Raw genomic sequence first — 17394 nt, forward strand, 5'->3', positions numbered from 1 at the left:
GCAAGAAAAAGAGGGTAAAACTACTTTGATGAGGGTAAAATTTGCGCCGTTTTTTAAAATCTGTTTGCAAAGGTTGTTTTTTTTGATAAGACCATGGCCGAGCCTTTGTTGAAAGGGTTTTAAGTCGGTGCGCTGCAGGCTCAGTTGGTTTTATATTGGTTTCTGGTGCGTTTGTAATTATGGGCTCTACTCGTAGAAGCGGTTAAATTTAAAGGGGTTTCGATCTTTCCCCGTTCTGTAGTAGGGATATAATAAGATTGACGATATATTTTAGGTTGGTGAGCCGCAATAGCTCAGCTGGTAGAGCAGTTGATTTGTAATTAAACGGTCGGCAGTGTAGGACGCAAAAGTTTCAAGGGGTTATCATCTTGCCCCTGCCCCTAATAAGGCGATAATAAGGTGAACGGAAATAGTGTACGCCGCAATAGCTCAGTTGGTAGAGCAGTTGATTTGTAATCATCAGGTCCGCGGTTCGAGTCCGTGTTGCGGCACCATTTTCCGCCATTTTTGGGAGGTCTATGTCACCTTATTAGGCCTTATTACATCTCTTGCTGGGGTGTAGCCAAGCGGTAAGGCAGCGGTTTTTGGTATCGCCATGCGCAGGTTCGAATCCTGCCACCCCAGCCATTTGCATAATATTCTAGATTATTCCTGATAATATTTGAGCTGCAAATTGGGCTACAAGGGCCAGGAAAAGCGTATAGTTTCTAGCACTATACAGCCATAATGCACTGTCACTGATGTCATTCATTTCTTCAACAAGCTTTACGATTTTTTCATCGCTTTTATCTTGTTCGCTAAGAATTCTGTTCATAGAGGTGGCCCCAAGAATTCGGACAGTGAGTTAAGCTACGATCTATGACCGAAGGAGGGTCATGGATTATGAGTAAGACAAGGAAGAACTACCCGGCGAAGTTTAAAGCGCAGGTTGCGCTGGCGGCGTTGCGGGAGGACGCGCCGATCACGGAGCTGTCATCCCGTTACGGGGTGCATGCGACGGTCATTCACCGTTGGAAGAAGGAGGCTCTGGCTGCGCTGGAGGCGGGTTTTGCGGGCAAGCTGGAATCGCGAGCGGACGCGCATAACGCCGAGGTCAGGGACTTGCACGCCAAGATCGGACAGCTGACAGTGGAACGTGATTTTTTAGCCGATGCCTCCGCCCGGTTGCGGTCCGGGGGCGGCAGGAAATGGTAGACCCGTCCAATGACAATATCGGCATCGCGGCGCAGTGCCGGTTGCTGGGGATCAGCCGCTCTGGCTGGTATTACGAGCGGCGCGGGGAGAGCGCGGACAATTTGGCGCTGATGCGGCTGATTGACGCGCAATTCCTGCAAACCCCGTTTTACGGGTCCCGTCAGATGGCCCGGCATCTGCGCCGTCAGGGGTACGAGGTAGGCCGCACCCGCGTGCGGCGTCTGATGCGCCTGATGGGAATCGAGGCGGTCTATCAAAGGCCGCGCACTTCGATGCCGCATCCCGGCCACCGGATTTATCCCTACCGGCTCAAGGGGCTCACGATCACCCGCCCGAACCATGTATGGTGCGCGGATATCACGTACATCCCTGTCAAACGCGGGTTTTTGTATCTGGTAGCGATCATGGACTGGGCCAGCCGGAAGGTGCTGGCCTGGCGGCTGTCGAACACGATGGAAACGCGCTTTTGCGTGGAGGCGCTGGAGGAAGCCATCGCCCGCTACGGGCCGCCGGAGATCTTCAATACCGATCAGGGCAGCCAGTTCACGGCGGACGCGTGGACGGGCGTCCTGAAAGAAAACGGGATCGCGATCTCGATGGACGGCAAGGGCCGCTGGATGGACAATGTGTTCATCGAGCGGCTGTGGCGGAGTCTGAAATATGAATGCGTGTATCTGAACGCGTTCGAGAGCGGCCTGCAAGCCAGGCGGGATATCGGGCGCTGGCTGGCGTTTTACAACGCGCAGAGGCCGCATTCGGTATTTGATGGACAACCCCCGGACGACGTTTATGATGAACGAAATTTTGTTTCTCCGGCCTCGGGCGTGCCGCCGCCGCCTAACGGCTCCGGCGGCCGCGCCCTTCACCCGGAGAAACAAAACCACAGGCAGGCGGCATGACAATAACCAACCGATCGTAGCTTAACTTCGCCGCAAAGCTGGCCGAAGAACCGAGACCACCTCTATGAGTGTTTTCCGGCCAGCTTTCTTAATAGGCAGCCTACCTTCATTGATTTCGTTGTATAAGGCGGTGTGTCCCATGCCCATGATCTTACAGGCTTCTTTCACACGGACGTAAAGACGATCTTCTAATACAGGCATTTCTTCCGGTGGTGGCATTTTGGGTTTCGTAGGCTTATTTTTCTTTTGCTCCTCAATCGCCCTGATCTGTCTTCGCATATCGCGCGCCAGAATATCGAAGGCTAGGGCTTGTGCGCGTAGATTCATGGCTGTGCGTTCTGAAAATTCTTTGATTGAATGATGCATGGTACTTAGATGGATATCCTTGATTTTATGCCCCTTTGTTAACCCTTTAAATCTCAATTTCTTCTCGTAGTAGTCAGAGCCGGCTTGGTGAGCAAATGAAATAGAGATGCTACTTTCATTGCATTCTTTGACGAAGTTCCAAATCTGGACCTTGAGACCCTCAAAATCAAAGTCATCTTCGCCAGTATCCAAAGAAAATGTTTCGACAAATACACCGTCGTCATTTTTGGCCATTTCGACCTCTTCACCGACACGAATGTAATTGGCTTTTTCACATTTCAAAATATAGAGACCATTGTTATCTTTTTTTAGATTAAAGCGCTGACGAATTGCTGCTTCCCATGCTGTTGATCCTGAATATGTTGCAGCGCCTTTTGGAGGATGTCCAAGAAGTAGAATAGATATATTTGCTGATACGCATAGTTCATAAATAGCATTCATAAAGCGCGTTGTTTCTGATCTATCGTTTTCATTGCCGCCGTAAACATTGGCTATATTGTCGATTACAACAAATTCAAAATTCTCATTTTTTATAGTCTTTATAAAAGCATTGAAAAATCCAGTTTTTGTACTTGTTTTCCCGTGTGCAACGTATTCAATGAACAGGTTGTCTGAGCCAGCACGGCAACAAAAAACTAAATTATTTTTAAAATCTTGAAAACGCCATTCATGTGCTTTGCACATGCGATCAAGACGTCTGTGAACTTCATCTAAATCATCTTCGCATGATAAAATTAGGCATTTTGAAGTATTGGTTTTAAAGCCCATAAAATCATGTCCTAGAGCAATAGAGGCAGACATTTGTAGAGCTAATGTTGATTTCCCTATGCCTGGGTCACCATAAAGCGATACTGGAGAGGTGGTCTCGGTTCTTCGGCCAGCTTTGCGGCGAAGTTAAGCTACGATCGGTTGGTTATTGTCATGCCGCCTGCCTGTGGTTTTGTTTCTCCGGGTGAAGGGCGCGGCCGCCGGAGCCGTTAGGCGGAGGCGGCAAGCCCGAGGCCGGAGAAACAAAATTTCGTTCATCATAAACGTCGTCCGGGGTTTGTCCATCAAATACCGAATGCGGCCTCTGCGCGTTGTAAAACGCCAGCCAGCGCCCGATATCCCGCCTGGCTTGCAGGCCGCTCTCGAACGCGTTCAGATACACGCATTCATATTTCAGACTCCGCCACAGCCGCTCGATGAACACATTGTCCATCCAGCGGCCCTTGCCGTCCATCGAGATCGCGATCCCGTTTTCTTTCAGGACGCCCGTCCACGCGTCCGCCGTGAACTGGCTGCCCTGATCGGTATTGAAGATCTCCGGCGGCCCGTAGCGGGCGATGGCTTCCTCCAGCGCCTCCACGCAAAAGCGCGTTTCCATCGTGTTCGACAGCCGCCAGGCCAGCACCTTCCGGCTGGCCCAGTCCATGATCGCTACCAGATACAAAAACCCGCGTTTGACAGGGATGTACGTGATATCCGCGCACCATACATGGTTCGGGCGGGTGATCGTGAGCCCCTTGAGCCGGTAGGGATAAATCCGGTGGCCGGGATGCGGCATCGAAGTGCGCGGCCTTTGATAGACCGCCTCGATTCCCATCAGGCGCATCAGACGCCGCACGCGGGTGCGGCCTACCTCGTACCCCTGACGGCGCAGATGCCGGGCCATCTGACGGGACCCGTAAAACGGGGTTTGCAGGAATTGCGCGTCAATCAGCCGCATCAGCGCCAAATTGTCCGCGCTCTCCCCGCGCCGCTCGTAATACCAGCCAGAGCGGCTGATCCCCAGCAACCGGCACTGCGCCGCGATGCCGATATTGTCATTGGACGGGTCTACCATTTCCTGCCGCCCCCGGACCGCAACCGGGCGGAGGCATCGGCTAAAAAATCACGTTCCACTGTCAGCTGTCCGATCTTGGCGTGCAAGTCCCTGACCTCGGCGTTATGCGCGTCCGCTCGCGATTCCAGCTTGCCCGCAAAACCCGCCTCCAGCGCAGCCAGAGCCTCCTTCTTCCAACGGTGAATGACCGTCGCATGCACCCCGTAACGGGATGACAGCTCCGTGATCGGCGCGTCCTCCCGCAACGCCGCCAGCGCAACCTGCGCTTTAAACTTCGCCGGGTAGTTCTTCCTTGTCTTACTCATAATCCATGACCCTCCTTCGGTCATAGATCGTAGCTTAACTCACTGTCCGAATTCTTGGGACCACCTCTGAAAACACTAACAATTAATTTGTTCTAAAACTATGAGGGTGCTTGAGGTTAAACTCTTCTATATTTTGTAGATGTTTCGGATCAAAACCTTCTTTACGAACACTTGCCAAAAGATCTTGGAATTCTTCGCTGTATTTTGCTGCTGTTGAATGTGCTTTTTTGTCATCTTTAACATTCAGATCCATTACAATCTTAGCACCAACTTTTTTGGATTCTTTTGTATTATCTGAATAATACTGCGATAATACCAATATCCAAACCGCAGAGGCGGCTTTGAGTGCGCGGGGTTTGATCCGCAAGGGTTGGGCATAGACGTCAGCGATGGAAAAGAATGATTTTGACAGATCTGCCAAACTAACCTATAATGTTTTATATATAGCGCATTAAAATGTTTAATGCTTTAATTATAAGACATTATAAATGAAAAAAACAAAAAAGACATATTCACGCTATACGCTTGAAGCCCTGAAGCTTTTATCGGGACAGATTAAGGCTGCGCGGGTGGAATCAGGCATAATTGCTGCGGATTTGGCGGCGCGCGCCGGTATTTCACGGGGGTTATTATACCGCATCGAAAACGCCGATCCGTCCTGTAGCATTGGGGTGGTGTTTGAAGTTGCCAGTTTGCTTGGATTGCCGCTTTTTAATGCTGATCTGGATGACCTGAAGGCTAAAAACAAATTTATCGAAGATAAGCTGGCTTTGCTCCCTGCAAAGGTTAAGGCCAAGAAAATAGAGGTGGATGATGACTTCTAGCGCACCCACCAAGGAGGGGTATGTCTGGATCTGGCTTCCTGGCAAGGTACAGCCCGTGGTCGCTGGAAAACTTACACTGGCCGGATCAAAGATTTTGTTCAATTACGGTCAGAGTTATCTGGAGCGTGAAAACGCCATTCCGATTGATCCAAAAGAATTACCTTTAAAAGCGGGGGTACAGAAAAACAAAAGCGCGGAGGCCTTGCACGGCTGTTTACGAGACGCTGCGCCGGATGCCTGGGGGCGGCGTGTGATTTTGAACAAACTGCTCGGGCGTAAAGGAAAAAATGCCGATACCGCTGATTTGGGTGAGATGGCGTATCTGATGGAATCCGGCTCAGACCGGATAGGTGCGCTCGATTTTCAGGCTTCGCCTACGGATTATGTTCCCCGATTATCAGGCAATGCACCGCTTGAAACCTTGCTGCACTCAGCAGAACTTGTTGAAAAAGGCGTGCCTCTTAGTGAAGAACTGGCGCAGGCTCTCCATCACGGAACGTCCATCGGCGGCGCACGCCCCAAAGCCATGCTGGAAGCAGATGATAAAAAATACATCGCTAAATTTTCATCGAGCACGGATGTTTATAATGTCATCAAGGCCGAATTTATGGCGATGCGCCTGGCAAAACATTGCGGTCTGAAGGTGGCTGATGTTCGGCTGGAGACTGTGTCGGGCAAAGATGTTTTGTTGATCGAGCGTTTTGATCGGCAACGCTCTTCTGCGGGTTGGGCCCGCAAATTGATGCTCTCGGCGCTCACGCTTTTGGAATTGGATGAAATGGGTGCACGCTATGCCAGCTATCAGGATCTGGCGGAAATTATCCGTCACCGATTTGCAGATCCGCAAAAAACGCTGGAGCAGCTTTTTGCGCGTTTGGTGTTCAATATTTTGTGCAGCAATAACGATGACCACGCCCGCAACCATGCGGCATTCTGGGACGGGAAGGCTCTGAAATTAACCCCGGCCTATGATATTTGCCCACAGCTTAGAAGCGGTGAGGAAGCAACGCAAGCCATGCTGATAGAGGGTGACAACCGTTCCAGCCGCTTGGCCACAGCCCTGGCCGGTGCTAGACACTTTTTGCTGGATGAAAAAAAGGCCAGAGAAATTATCGACAACCAGATTAAGACGATCCATTCAAAATGGGATGACGTGGCGCAGGAAGCGTCCTTAACAGATATTGAATATACGCTTTTCAAAGAGCGGCTTTTCCTAAGGCCGTATGCTTTTGAAGGGTATTCGGAGAGTTGAGGCAATGAACAATAATTTCATCGGCACGTGGCTTTTTACAAAAATAGAAAATTATGACCTCAATCCATCCGATTTAGGCGTAATACGATTTGATGCGGAGGGACGTGGAGAGTTTGAATTCGATGTGAACTACGGTGCTATGAGCTGTGGCCATGGACAAAATATTGTGCATTTTGGTTGGGAGGGAAATAGCGAATGCGATCCTGCTCACGGCACGGGCTGGGCAGAGCTTGATGAGAATAATCTCAATGAGATAACAGGTTGCATAGAATTTTTTCAAGGTGATGAATTTGAATTTACAGCGGTGAAACATGGCACTAAAAACTCTTAAATTTTTTCTGTCGAAAGAAAAACTCCAGGAGCTGGCCGGTGAGAAAGTTTATGCGCGCGGAGTTGATTATCATGCAAAAGATTGCGTAGAGCTTTTGTTCTACGCACCATGCAGAGCTGCCGCCGAAGTTCACGGAACACATCCTTACCGCGTCGATTTTAGCGTTTCCGAAAACAGAAATTTGGAAGCTGATTGCACCTGTCCGGCCATGCATGACTGGGGATTTTGCAAACATGCCGTCGCCACGGCTCTGTTACTTCTGGACAACGAGCCGGCAAAAAACGCTCCTCAACCAAAACAAAAACCTGATAATTTTGCAAAAACCTATCCCAACATCGCGGGCTGGATACAGGATGGCTGGATTGAGATTGGCCGCGACGGAGAGAGCGCCTCAATGATCCGTATTCTGGATCGCGGTGGCCTGGTCTGGGAAGGTGGCACGCGGCATAAATCCATTGATGGCATGTTGGCTGAGGCGGAAGAAGAGTTGAAAGACTGGATGTGATGTCTTGCTTGATTATAAATTACGCGTCTTTATCTTTTACATCTTCTCGGCGAGGATTTAAAAAATCAGACATAGTTTCCACTTTTATAGATTCGGTCATATCTATAACCTCCCAGAGTTGTTCCATGATGGCATCCTCGATCTTTTGCTTGATTAGGTCATGGTCGGGCGTGTCTGTATGTTTGTGTGCGCGATTCATGCCCAACTCGATACCATCTTCGATGGCGCGCTCTAAAATATTATGGACTCTAAATTTCACAAACATAGGTTTTTTCTCACTTTCATATTTCTTAATAAATGCGCGGATTCTTTGCCAAGAAGACAATAACATGGAAGCTTATTTTATCAAGGAAATGAGAGTGTTATAAAACGGGATAATGAATGACAAACGCGGATTCGAACTGGCGCATTGACACCTGAAATTCTCTGTGCAATGATTTAACAATCAAATCAAGGCGTTGCAGCGGAGACAAAGTTTTAATTTGTTCGGGCTGCACAGCCATTCATCACTTTCCAAACTCTTTCCAGACTTTTGCATCACCGCCGGAAGGCCCAGCGTTCGTGGGCTTTCTGGCCATGTTACCGCTCACTTTCCGCCGCCCTGGCCGCGTATATTTTTGGCGTTTTCGTCTATATACGGGCCTTTTTCTCTCCGGACCGCTACCTTCGCTCCTGGAAACAGAGCGGTCGTAAAGCCTTTATTTCTGCGGCCTTGCGGATGGTGACATAATCACTGGTTCTTAGACGGTGCGGATACCAAGGGAGATTTAGAGAAAACCGCTAAAGTAGATTGCTGCTACTGGTTAGCTTTCAGCCGTCGATCTTCCGGCCACCGAGCCGACAAGACATCAATTATTTGTGAGAGGCTCATGCTGCCACCAGTTAATGTAGGCCGCATCGGTTCGAAAACAGCGTACATGCGGCGATAACTATCTAGGACCGGACAGTGAGAATTGGCTTCGCGTTTTTTGAAACGCTCAAATCGATCCATCTTTCCAGTAAGGAAACTTAAAACTCCCAGATGCTCAGCTTCATTATTTCCATCGAAGCCGGGAAACTTTACGTCAGTAAAAGGCTCCATTTCTTTCACAAAACGCTCTTTCTCTTTTGCCGTAAGCTTTTCAAAGCTCCCCTCCAGAAAGTCCCACATATCAAGTATATCGACGACTTCCCTTACAGTACGCCGCTTATCTTCATGACCGTGGAACAGCCCCTGATATTGCCAGTCAAGGCTCCAATAATGGCCGCCCCAAACAGCTTCCATCACGAAATCAGGATCGATTTCTCCGTCTTTTACTTTGTGATGATGGTAAAGGTCGCGCAGCATGGCCAGTATAAGCTTTTCCCCATCACGAATTCTGACAGGACTATTCTGCACGTCCAGCCCTGCTTCTATAAGGCGTCTTACAGCTTCAGAACGCGATGGCATGTCTTCTTGTTCGCTGCGCCATGCATCCACTTGATTGATCATGGTTTGATCCAGACGCATTTCAAAGCGCTCTGTTTTGCTTTGTGTCATTTAAAACTCTCCTCTATTACGTAGTAAAATCGTATATATGTACGTAATATACGGCATAATCACGGCGATTACAATAGTAAAATGAAGTTACTGAAACCCAAAATGCTGGCGTTGCTCGTCCCAGCGGACCGGGAAGTCGTCCATCATTTCGGCGAGCTGGAGGGCTTTGGGCTGGCGGCCGTTCAGGATGGCGGTGGTGATGTCGGGCGCGAGTTCGGTCAGGCGGATAATTTTGCCAGCTTCAAGGCGCGCTCCAGCGCCCGATCTGAGTTAATCGTCAAATCCGTTGCTATCAATATGTTTTTCATTGGCCTTCCTCCATCTTTTTGCACGAAATCGTAATATTAAGCATATCACTTTGCCAGTAAATCCGGATATCAAAACAAGCGCTTTCCCTTTCGGAGCGTTGACCGCTTTTCCTTTTAAACCACCTTTATTTGCGTTATAAAAAAGCAAAGCAATTGCAGTAAAAAGGCGCTTGATGATGAAGCAGAACGAGCACGGACAGGAGCGTGAAAGCGGTGTTTATTACGCGCCGTGGGAAAAATCGGCAGACCGCATCCTGACGCCGTTCGAGCATTTCATTCAGAGGGAAACGGCAAGCTCGCTGTTCCTGATCGCCGCAACTATCCTCGCCCTGATTCTGGCCAACAGCATTTTCTCTGCGCTTTACTACGACATTACCCATATGAAACTGGGTTTTACGCTCGGCGCTATAAAGCTTTGAAAACACCCTGCATCACTGGGTCAATGACGGCTTGATGGCATTATTCTTTTTCGTCGTCGGGCTGGAACTCAAACGTGAAATTCTTGTCGGCGAACTGGCCAGCGCCCGCAAGGCGGCCTTGCCGATCATCGCCGCCATCGGCGGCATGGCGCTTCCCGCGCTGATTTATTACGCGGTAAACCCGTCCGGAACGGCGGCGCAAGGCTGGGCGATTCCGATGGCGACCGACATCGCCTTTGCCATCGGGATCATGGTGTTTTTGGGAAACAGGGTTCCGCGCGCGCTGATGGCGTTTTTAGTGGCGCTGGCGATCGCCGACGACCTTGGAGCGGTTCTGGTCATTGCGATTTTCTATACCGAAACGCTGGTTATGCCACACACAGCATGAAGCTTGGAATTCAGGCCGCCTTTTGTACGTCCGATAGCGCGGGAAACATCCCCTTTTTAAGAAGCGAAGCCGCTGTGTGGTGGGCTTTGAGGTGTGCCGCATCAATTTGCAGTTGATCGGGCGGGCCTTTTTGTGTGGCCAGAGCCGTAAAAATTTTGTCAAAAACACCCAGGCGGCTCCAGCGTATAAAACGGTTATACAGCGTCTTGTGAGGTCCGTATTCGGACGGCGATCCCGCCATTGCAAACCCCGCTTGAGGACAAAAATAATGCCGCTGACAACCCGCAGATCATCAACGCGCGGCACGCCACGGGATGGCGGAAAATAAGGCTGGATAAGCTTTAGCTGTTCTTCCGATAACCAATATAAATCTCTCATGATGAAATCTCCTCTCATCATTAGTGAATCATGAATTATCAGATTAGGGAATCCTGTTTATAGGTCCTGAACCTAGGCTTAAACATTTTCTCCTGACGGCGGACAGCCGCATGCTACATACGATTTTAAGAGAACTTTGTTTTTGAGAAACTTTAGGATTTTTTTACGCGAATAGTGTAATATGAAGCTTATGAGACAATTTTTGGTTGGATTTCTGACTCTTGTCATGCTCACGCCTTCGCTGGTGTGCGGTATGGCTGATTGTCCGATGCCGATGCAGGCCGAGAAAAAGCCCTGCCATCAATCCGGGGATATGGATGATGATATGCAGGGCAAGGATGGCCCTATGCTGGCGGCAGATTGTATGGGCGTTGACTTCTTTCAGGTGGATGTCAGCAATGATATTCAGCCCGACCTGTCTGTTGATAGCGTTGATTACGCTTGGATTGATCTGGTTACTGATTACAATTTCCAGACAGACAATATTAATGGCATTCGCGGACCGCCCGGCAGGATGCTCGATCCGCGAAGCCAGCCTTCCCTCATCCTCATAACGCAGCGGTTTCGCATCTAAATACGCTCTTTTCTCGACGGTTTTTCACGCCTCAAAAAAGGAGCAGTTCTCATGCGTGTTTTATTTTTTGTTCTAGTGTTATTTGCCTTTGTGCCTGTGGCGGTTGCGGCAGAGGAATATATATGCCCGATGCATCCGCATATCAGCGGTGAAGAAGGTAATAATTGCCCGATTTGCGGCATGACTTTAGTGCCGAAAGTTAATGAAATGCCGGAAGGCAAAAGCCATGAGGTACATGGTAGTGCTCCCGAAGGGGCGTTTCATATTGATCCGTCCTATGTTCACGCTCTGGGCGTTAAAACCGCTGAAGTAACACATCATGAATTTGGCAAGGCCATTCGCGCTTTTGGCAAGATAAGTACCAATACCCGCCTTGAATATGCAATCGATGTGCGTTCAAAGGGCTGGATTGTTGATCTGCCTGTGGATGCCGTAGGCGATACGGTTAAGAAAGGCGACTTGCTGTTCACTTATTACAGCCCTGATCTTATGAGCGCACAGTCAGACTTTTTACTGGGTAGCCGGGTTGGAAACGCCAGGCAACGTCTGCGTCTTTACGGCATGGATGACAAGGCGATTGCCGAATTGACCAAGAAGGGGAAGTTTCTGGACAAAACGCCCTTTCATGCGCCTGTCGATGGAACGGTAACGATGCTCAATGTTCGCAAAGGATCGCATGTGAATGAAGGCGGCAGTGTTATGAAGTTGCAGGATTTTTCCAGGCTCTGGGTTAATATCGATGTGCCAGTACGCGATGTTCAGTTTTTGGCTGTTGGCACGCCTGCCCAAATCACGGTGCCAGAAACAGGTGAAGTCTATGAAACGGTCATTGATTTCATTCATCCGGTGAACGACCCCAAAACCCGCACGGTGATGGTGCGCCTGATTCTCGAAAATCATGATGGAATATTGAAACTAGACACCTATGTTGATGCTGTTTTTAATGCTGATGTGCAATCGCGTTTGGCAGTGCCAGCGGAGGCTATCCTGTATGGCAGCATGGGCGCCTATGTCATGGAAAATGTAAAGGACGGGTATTTCAAGCCTGTCATGGTCAAAACAGGGATCACGGCAAACGGCCTGACGGAAATCAAAAGCGGCCTTTTACACGGCCAGCGGATTGTAACTTCGGGGCAGTTCATGCTGGATGCTGAAAGTAATCTCAAAGGCGGTATGGAGGCTATGGGCCATGTCCACTGATCAAAATAATCTCCTTTGGCACGATCCATCCAAAAGCTTTGTAGCCAAGATCATAGACTGGTCGGTGGGAAACCGCTTCTTTGTGATGCTCGGTGCCTTGGTGTTATTGGCTGTGGGGGTTGTTTCCATCACTAAAATTCCTCTGGATGCTATTCCTGACCTGTCGGATACGCAAGTGATTATTCGTACGGAGTTTCCCGGTCAGGCTCCGCAAGTGATTGAAGACCAGGTCACTTTTCCACTGTCCACGCAAATGCTGGGGCTGCCTGAGGCTAAAGTGGTGCGCGGCTTTTCCATGTTCGGCACATCTTTCGTTTATATCGTGTTTGAAGATGATGTTGATATGTATTGGGCGCGCAGCCGCGTTCTAGAGTCTTTGTCACAGGTAAGGAGTGAATTGCCCGAAGGGGCTGACCCGCAATTAGGTCCTGATGCAACGGGTGTGGGTTGGGTGTTCCAATACGCTTTGTTTGACCGCACGGGGCAGCATGATCTTTCGGAACTGCGCAGTCTGCAGGATTGGTTTGTGCGTTTTGAGCTGGCCACGATCGATGGCGTGGCGGAAGTCGCCAGCGTTGGCGGATTTGTAAAGGAATATCAGGTTCTGGTTGATCCGAATAAACTGCGCGCCTTTGACATTTCTTTAGCAATGGTGATTGAGGCCGTGCGCAGCGCCAATCAGGAAACCGGTGGACGGACACTGGAGATGGCGGAGACGGAATATCTGATCCGCTCTTTTGGTTACGTGAATAAACCCGAAGATTTACAACAAGCTGTATTGAGAGCCATAAATGGTACGTCTATTACGGTTGGCGATGTTGCGCGTGTGGTGGAAGGTCCGGCCATTCGGCGCGGTGTCACGGAACTCAACGGCGTGGGTGAAGCCGTGGGCGGGATTGTGGTTATGCGCCCCGGTGCCAATGCGCTGGATGTTATTCATAGTGTCAAAGAACGTCTTGAAAGCGTGAAGCAGGGTTTGCCGCCGGGCGTGGAAATCAAAATCGTTTATGATCGCAGCGCGCTCATCGAAGGCTCGGTGGATTATCTCAAAGATAAGTTGATTGAAGAAAGCCTGGTGGTGGCACTCATCACTTTCCTGTTTTTGCTTCATGCGCGAAGTGCTTTTGTTGCGATTATAACCATTCCTCTTGGAATTTTAGCCTCTTTCATCATCATGAACGCGCAAGGCATTACCGCCAATATCATGTCGCTGGGCGGTATCGCCATTGCCATCGGTGCGATGGTGGATGCGTCCATTGTTATGGTTGAGAATGCGCACCGCCGTTTATCGTCATTGCGAGCGCAGCGAAGCAATCCAGAAATAGATTGCCGCATCTCTGACGCTCCTCGCAATGACGAAAAAGAGAACGCCGAAGAAAGAAAAAAAGCTATCCTGCAAGCAGCCAAGGAAGTTGGGCCGGGACTGTTTTTCTCGTTGCTTATTATCACGGTATCCTTCTTTCCTGTTTTTGCGCTTACAGGCCAATCAGCCAAAATGTTTGCGCCGTTGGCTTTTACCAAAACTTATGCGATGGCAGCCGCAGCGTTTCTGTCTGTGACTGTTGTTCCTGTGCTGATGCTTTGGCTGGTGCGCGGGAAAATCAGGCGTGAAGATGAGAACCCACTCAATCGTTTCTTTATTGCGATCTACCGTCCGTTTTTGAACTTGGCTCTTAAATGGCGAAAAACGACCATTGTTCTGGCTATAGCCGCATTGGTAAGTACGGCCTTTCCTGCTTCAAAATTGGGGAGAGAGTTTATGCCGCCGCTTTATGAAGGCGGGCTGCTTTATATGCCTATGACTTTGCCCGGTGTCTCTGTGACTAAAGCCAGGGAGATATTACAGGTGACAAACCGCCAGATCATGAGCGTGCCGGAAGTAGAATTTGCCTTTGGTAAGGCCGGCCGCGCTGACACTGCAACTGATCCTGCACCTCTGGCCATGATTGAAACGTGGATTGAACTCAAGCCCCGCGAAGAATGGCGCAAGGGAATGACGCCGCAAAAGCTGATTGATGATCTTAATAAACGCGTTGGTTTGCCGGGGATGATGGATAGTTGGGGCTATCCGATCAAAATCAGGTTGGACATGCTAACCACGGGTATTCGTACGCCTATCGGCATAAAAGTTGCTGGTTCAGACCTCACGACGATTGATAAGATTGCCAAAGACGTAGAAGCCATTGCGCAGAATGTCTCAGGAACACGCAGCGCGATTGCTGATCGTGTCGTTGGTGGCAAATACATTGAAATTGAACCTGATCGCCGTGAAATAGCACGTTATGGTATAGCGCTAGGAACTGTTCAACGCATTATTCAAACAGCCCTTGGCGGGGTGCAGCTAGACGAGGCTGTGGAGGGGCGTGAGCGTTACCCTATCATGCTCCGCTATGACCGCCCATTCCGCGAACATATTTCTGAATTGGATAATATTTTAGTACCCACGCCAGACGGCGCGCATATTCCACTGGCGACCCTCGCCGATATTCGCATAGCTGAGGGGCCAGCTATGATCAGATCAGAAGATGCGCGGCTGAACGGCTGGGTGTTTGTTGATATTGAAGGACGTGATATTGGCTCTTACATCACCGATTTACAAGATGCACTCAAATCACTCGATTTGCCGCAAGGCTATACGTTGAAACTCTCCGGCCAGTTTGAGCAGATGCAGGAAGCGGGTGAACGCTTAAAGATGGCTGTTCCTTTAACACTTCTGATCATCCTGACCCTACTGTACCTGCATTTCAGAACATGGGATCGAACGCTTTTGATCATGCTATCTGTGCCGTTTGGCATTATCGGTGGTGTGTGGTGGATATGGCTTGCAGGATATAACGTCTCTGTGGCCGTTGCTGTTGGCTTTATTGCACTGGCAGGTATCGCTGTAGAAACAGCCATTATCATGCTGATTTATCTGGATCAGCAAATGCGTGAGCATCCCGTACGTAGTTTTGAGGACTTGTTAGAAAATGTTCGTCACGGTGCGATCCAGCGGTTACGTCCCAAGCTTATGACAGTCAGCACCATCATTCTTGGTCTTATTCCGATCTTCCTGACCACTGGGCCGGGTTCGGATGTGATGCGCCGTATTGCTCTGCCTATGGCCTCCGGCATGGTTAGCACGCTTGTATTAACGCTGATCCTTATCCCTGTTCTCTACACTGTGTACATGCAATGGAAAATGAAGCTGCCTGTGAAAGAAGATGAGGCTGAGCGCAATGAATAGCAAGGAAAAATTTTAAAACTCGAAATGCTGGCGTTGTTCATTCCAGAGGATGGGAAGGTCGTTCGTTATCTCAGCCAGCTGCTGTGCAGCTGGCGGCCATCGATAATCGCGGTAGTGATGTCGGGAGCGTGTTCTGTCAGGCGGATGATTTTGCAGGCATAGCCGCTGTCCAACTTGTGCTGACGTTATACAGTCTTATAGTTGCAAAGATGGCTTTTTGAACACAAAAAGTCCTTTCCTTTCAACGCTATAGGGAGCTTTTACGGGCAGGAAAACAAAATGGTGCCGCTGGGGTGATTTGAACACCCGACCTTAGCTTTACGAAAGCTCTGCTCTACCCCTGAGCTACAGCGGCTTTGGAAGATATGTTTTAAAATCTTTTGTGATCGCTTGTCAATCTGCTACTTGGACCAAGCAGGCAAAACTACTCCGCAGCGACAAGAGGTAGAGCTTTACGATGAGAAGAAACGGGTTTTCCAACGCGCTTATAGGCTGTGCCGACACCCAAAAGCACCGTTCCATAAAACACCAGTTCCATACCCGTAGGACGCGGCGTATAGCCTACTAAAACCCTCAAGGTCTCACCGATAAAACTCTGTCCGGAAATTAGCGCGGAAGTATCCCACACTTCCGGGTGCAGCGGCGGCAAAACGCCGGCCGCGATGAGGAAATTTGCTCCTTGTGCAGCCATGCCGGCAGTAAGAACAATCAGCATCCAACCCGTTATGCTAAACAGATGTTTTTGCGCGGCTTTCAACAAACCCATATAGAGCATCAAGCCGATTGCAGCGCCTCCAATGGTCCCTAAGATGCCGCCCATCACAATTGCAGATAACGGGAACGCCCCCGAAGCCGTCATGCCATAGGTAAATAGCGCAATTTCAGCGCCCTCACGAAACGTGGCCAGCGCTACAACACCGACAAGCACATAGGCCGACTTATCGCCCGCCATCACGTCAGCCCCCACAGCCTTGATATTCTGCGCGAGCTGACGCCCGTGGGTTTTCATCCAGATTACAGTCCAGCTTAAAAACCCAACTGCGATAAACATTACGCCTGCATTAAAGATCTCCTGGCCTATGCCGTCAATTGCTTGCGAAATGGCATCGGTAAAAAACGCGATAACCACAGAGCCAAAAACGCCAACGCCCAGACCGGCCAGTACCAGATGAATGCGACTCGGCATCCCCCGGGTTGCCGCTAGCACAATGCTGACAACAAGCGCCACTTCAATAATTTCACGAAAAACAATTGTAGCAGTGGGAAACATGGCTTTAGATCCTTTATTCCTGATTTATCGCGTTTCTTTAAAACTATTCGGCGTACAAATACCCATTGGCTTTATCAAGGTTAAACTCGCCGAAGAAATGGTATTTACCGGGCTTGAGCGGGCCGACATAAATTGTCGCACTGGAATTGCCCGGAACAATTTTCTCACGCCGGAAATCATCACTTTCAAATTCTTCCGGTGTTGGGTCTTGGTTATGTACTACAAGTTTAATCTTTTGACCAGCCGGAACATGCAACTCATCGGGCGTAAACATATGGTCTTTGATCACAAGCTCATACGCACCATCCGCATTGGTTTTGCTTTGCACAATCTTACCGTCTAAAGTCGCCACAGCCGCTTCTAGTTTGGCAAACCATTCACGCACTTGTGCGTCTTCGTGATTTTCAGAAGCATAATGCACTGCTTGCACCGCTTCATCTATAGCGCCTAATTGATCGGCTTTACCAGCCTTTTCGGCAATCATCTTGTCGATGGCAGTTTCCAGAGAATAGCTAATCTCATGGATTCTTTCCAGATCACTGTTGGAAAGCATCTCAGCTTTTATCAATTCGGCAATCTCTTTGTTATGAGCTTTCAACGCTTCAAGCGCC

16 protein-coding genes, 3 tRNA genes and 3 pseudogenes are annotated in these 17394 nt (G+C 49.4%); 12 read left to right on the top strand and 10 right to left on the bottom strand.

The features are described from left to right. Positions 1-418: 418 nt before the first annotated feature. Together H6859_10225 and H6859_10230 are read left to right on the top strand one after the other, a co-directional pair. Positions 419-494 (top strand) — tRNA-Thr (locus tag H6859_10225). Between the two features lie 58 nt (positions 495-552). After that, a tRNA-Gln gene (locus tag H6859_10230) sits at positions 553-627 on the top strand. 13 nt (positions 628-640) lie between these two features. Here the strand turns inward: H6859_10230 and H6859_10235 are convergent. Continuing rightward, entirely contained in the window at positions 641-814 is a 174-nt protein-coding gene (locus tag H6859_10235; protein ID USO05495.1) for a hypothetical protein, read from the bottom strand. 68 nt (positions 815-882) lie between these two features. On the opposite strand from H6859_10235, the pseudogene H6859_10240 reads away from it, so the two are divergent. Further along, a pseudogene (locus H6859_10240) lies at positions 883-1988 on the top strand (IS3 family transposase). Between the two features lie 126 nt (positions 1989-2114). Here H6859_10240 and H6859_10245 read toward each other — a convergent pair. The 3 genes and pseudogenes from H6859_10245 to H6859_10255 all read right to left on the bottom strand — a co-directional run bounded on the left by H6859_10245 (position 2115) and on the right by H6859_10255 (position 5010). Further along, the gene (locus H6859_10245) at positions 2115-3287 is read right to left on the bottom strand and encodes an AAA family ATPase (GenBank protein USO06760.1); all 1173 of its coding nucleotides are present in this window, start codon (positions 3285-3287) and stop codon (positions 2115-2117) included. Positions 3288-3483: 196 nt separating this feature from the next. Then, positions 3484-4589 (bottom strand): annotated as a pseudogene (locus H6859_10250) (IS3 family transposase). Between the two features lie 82 nt (positions 4590-4671). Continuing rightward, the gene (locus H6859_10255; protein ID USO05496.1) at positions 4672-5010 is read right to left on the bottom strand and encodes a hypothetical protein; all 339 of its coding nucleotides are present in this window, start codon (positions 5008-5010) and stop codon (positions 4672-4674) included. Positions 5011-5077: 67 nt separating this feature from the next. Between H6859_10255 and H6859_10260 the strand changes: the two genes are divergently transcribed. The 4 genes from H6859_10260 to H6859_10275 are packed head-to-tail and all read left to right on the top strand — an operon-like array spanning position 5078 to position 7501. Beyond that, positions 5078-5413 carry a helix-turn-helix domain-containing protein gene (locus tag H6859_10260; GenBank protein USO05497.1) on the top strand — a complete coding sequence of 112 codons (336 nt, stop codon included), beginning with the start codon at positions 5078-5080 and terminating at the stop codon, positions 5411-5413. Then, positions 5403-6665: a type II toxin-antitoxin system HipA family toxin gene (locus H6859_10265; protein USO06761.1), complete on the top strand. Its 1263-nt coding sequence runs from the start codon at positions 5403-5405 to the stop codon at positions 6663-6665. The genes H6859_10260 and H6859_10265 overlap by 11 nt, the downstream gene beginning before the upstream one ends. Positions 6666-6669: 4 nt before the next feature. Continuing rightward, positions 6670-6996, top strand: coding sequence for a hypothetical protein (locus tag H6859_10270; GenBank protein USO05498.1), 327 nt, complete (start codon positions 6670-6672; stop codon positions 6994-6996). Next, on the top strand, positions 6977-7501 hold the full coding sequence (locus tag H6859_10275) for an SWIM zinc finger family protein (GenBank protein ID USO05499.1): 525 nt from the start codon (positions 6977-6979) through the stop codon (positions 7499-7501). The genes H6859_10270 and H6859_10275 overlap by 20 nt, the downstream gene beginning before the upstream one ends. Positions 7502-7520: 19 nt before the next feature. On the opposite strand, the gene H6859_10280 is transcribed toward H6859_10275, so the two are convergent. Further along, entirely contained in the window at positions 7521-7766 is a 246-nt protein-coding gene (locus H6859_10280) for a hypothetical protein (GenBank protein USO05500.1), read from the bottom strand. 531 nt (positions 7767-8297) lie between these two features. Beyond that, the gene (locus H6859_10285; protein USO05501.1) at positions 8298-9020 is read right to left on the bottom strand and encodes a YfbU family protein; all 723 of its coding nucleotides are present in this window, start codon (positions 9018-9020) and stop codon (positions 8298-8300) included. An 81-nt stretch (positions 9021-9101) separates the two neighbouring features. On the opposite strand from H6859_10285, the gene H6859_10290 reads away from it, so the two are divergent. Together H6859_10290 and H6859_10295 are read left to right on the top strand one after the other, a co-directional pair. Then, positions 9102-9362: a hypothetical protein gene (locus H6859_10290; GenBank protein USO05502.1), complete on the top strand. Its 261-nt coding sequence runs from the start codon at positions 9102-9104 to the stop codon at positions 9360-9362. A gap of 139 nt (positions 9363-9501) precedes the next feature. Continuing rightward, positions 9502-10135 (top strand): annotated as a pseudogene (locus tag H6859_10295) (Na+/H+ antiporter NhaA). 10 nt (positions 10136-10145) lie between these two features. Here the strand turns inward: H6859_10295 and H6859_10300 are convergent. Beyond that, positions 10146-10376: a transposase gene (locus H6859_10300; protein ID USO05503.1), complete on the bottom strand. Its 231-nt coding sequence runs from the start codon at positions 10374-10376 to the stop codon at positions 10146-10148. A 327-nt stretch (positions 10377-10703) separates the two neighbouring features. On the opposite strand from H6859_10300, the gene H6859_10305 reads away from it, so the two are divergent. The 3 genes from H6859_10305 to H6859_10315 are packed head-to-tail and all read left to right on the top strand — an operon-like array spanning position 10704 to position 15513. Beyond that, positions 10704-11087: a hypothetical protein gene (locus H6859_10305; GenBank protein ID USO05504.1), complete on the top strand. Its 384-nt coding sequence runs from the start codon at positions 10704-10706 to the stop codon at positions 11085-11087. A 51-nt stretch (positions 11088-11138) separates the two neighbouring features. Next, positions 11139-12287 (top strand): efflux RND transporter periplasmic adaptor subunit, encoded by a 1149-nt coding sequence (locus H6859_10310; protein ID USO05505.1) that lies wholly within the window; start codon positions 11139-11141, stop codon positions 12285-12287. A 49-nt stretch (positions 12288-12336) separates the two neighbouring features. Then, positions 12337-15513, top strand: coding sequence for an efflux RND transporter permease subunit (locus tag H6859_10315; GenBank protein USO06762.1), 3177 nt, complete (start codon positions 12337-12339; stop codon positions 15511-15513). A gap of 280 nt (positions 15514-15793) precedes the next feature. On the opposite strand, the gene H6859_10320 is transcribed toward H6859_10315, so the two are convergent. From H6859_10320 to H6859_10330, 3 genes are all read right to left on the bottom strand, one after another. Continuing rightward, positions 15794-15868 (bottom strand) — tRNA-Thr (locus H6859_10320). A 69-nt stretch (positions 15869-15937) separates the two neighbouring features. Further along, complete coding sequence (locus H6859_10325; GenBank protein ID USO05506.1) at positions 15938-16783, bottom strand: FTR1 family protein; 846 nt, start codon at positions 16781-16783, stop codon at positions 15938-15940. A gap of 43 nt (positions 16784-16826) precedes the next feature. Continuing rightward, a complete protein-coding gene (locus H6859_10330) occupies positions 16827-17267 on the bottom strand; it encodes a cupredoxin domain-containing protein (protein ID USO06763.1) in 441 nt (146 codons plus the stop codon). Between the last annotated feature and the right edge of the window lie 127 nt (positions 17268-17394).

It is taken from the genome of Rhodospirillales bacterium (assembly GCA_023898785.1).
GTDB lineage: Bacteria > Pseudomonadota > Alphaproteobacteria > Micavibrionales > Micavibrionaceae > TMED27.

Bases quoted from the DNA above. Each gene is read 5' to 3' on its own strand.
- H6859_10270 (USO05498.1), top strand. From the start codon at position 6,670: ATGAACAATAATTTCATCGGCACGTGGCTTTTTACAAAAATAGAAAAT.
- H6859_10310 (USO05505.1), top strand. From the start codon at position 11,139: ATGCGTGTTTTATTTTTTGTTCTAGTGTTATTTGCCTTTGTGCCTGTG.
- H6859_10260 (USO05497.1), top strand. From the start codon at position 5,078: ATGAAAAAAACAAAAAAGACATATTCACGCTATACGCTTGAAGCCCTG.
- H6859_10265 (USO06761.1), top strand. From the start codon at position 5,403: ATGACTTCTAGCGCACCCACCAAGGAGGGGTATGTCTGGATCTGGCTT.
- H6859_10285 (USO05501.1), bottom strand. From the start codon at position 9,020: ATGACACAAAGCAAAACAGAGCGCTTTGAAATGCGTCTGGATCAAACC.
- H6859_10325 (USO05506.1), bottom strand. From the start codon at position 16,783: ATGTTTCCCACTGCTACAATTGTTTTTCGTGAAATTATTGAAGTGGCG.
- H6859_10305 (USO05504.1), top strand. From the start codon at position 10,704: ATGAGACAATTTTTGGTTGGATTTCTGACTCTTGTCATGCTCACGCCT.
- H6859_10300 (USO05503.1), bottom strand. From the start codon at position 10,376: ATGGCGGGATCGCCGTCCGAATACGGACCTCACAAGACGCTGTATAAC.
- H6859_10235 (USO05495.1), bottom strand. From the start codon at position 814: ATGAACAGAATTCTTAGCGAACAAGATAAAAGCGATGAAAAAATCGTA.
- H6859_10330 (USO06763.1), bottom strand. From the start codon at position 17,267: ATGATTGCCGAAAAGGCTGGTAAAGCCGATCAATTAGGCGCTATAGAT.
- H6859_10280 (USO05500.1), bottom strand. From the start codon at position 7,766: ATGTTTGTGAAATTTAGAGTCCATAATATTTTAGAGCGCGCCATCGAA.
- H6859_10290 (USO05502.1), top strand. From the start codon at position 9,102: ATGAAGTTACTGAAACCCAAAATGCTGGCGTTGCTCGTCCCAGCGGAC.
- H6859_10275 (USO05499.1), top strand. From the start codon at position 6,977: ATGGCACTAAAAACTCTTAAATTTTTTCTGTCGAAAGAAAAACTCCAG.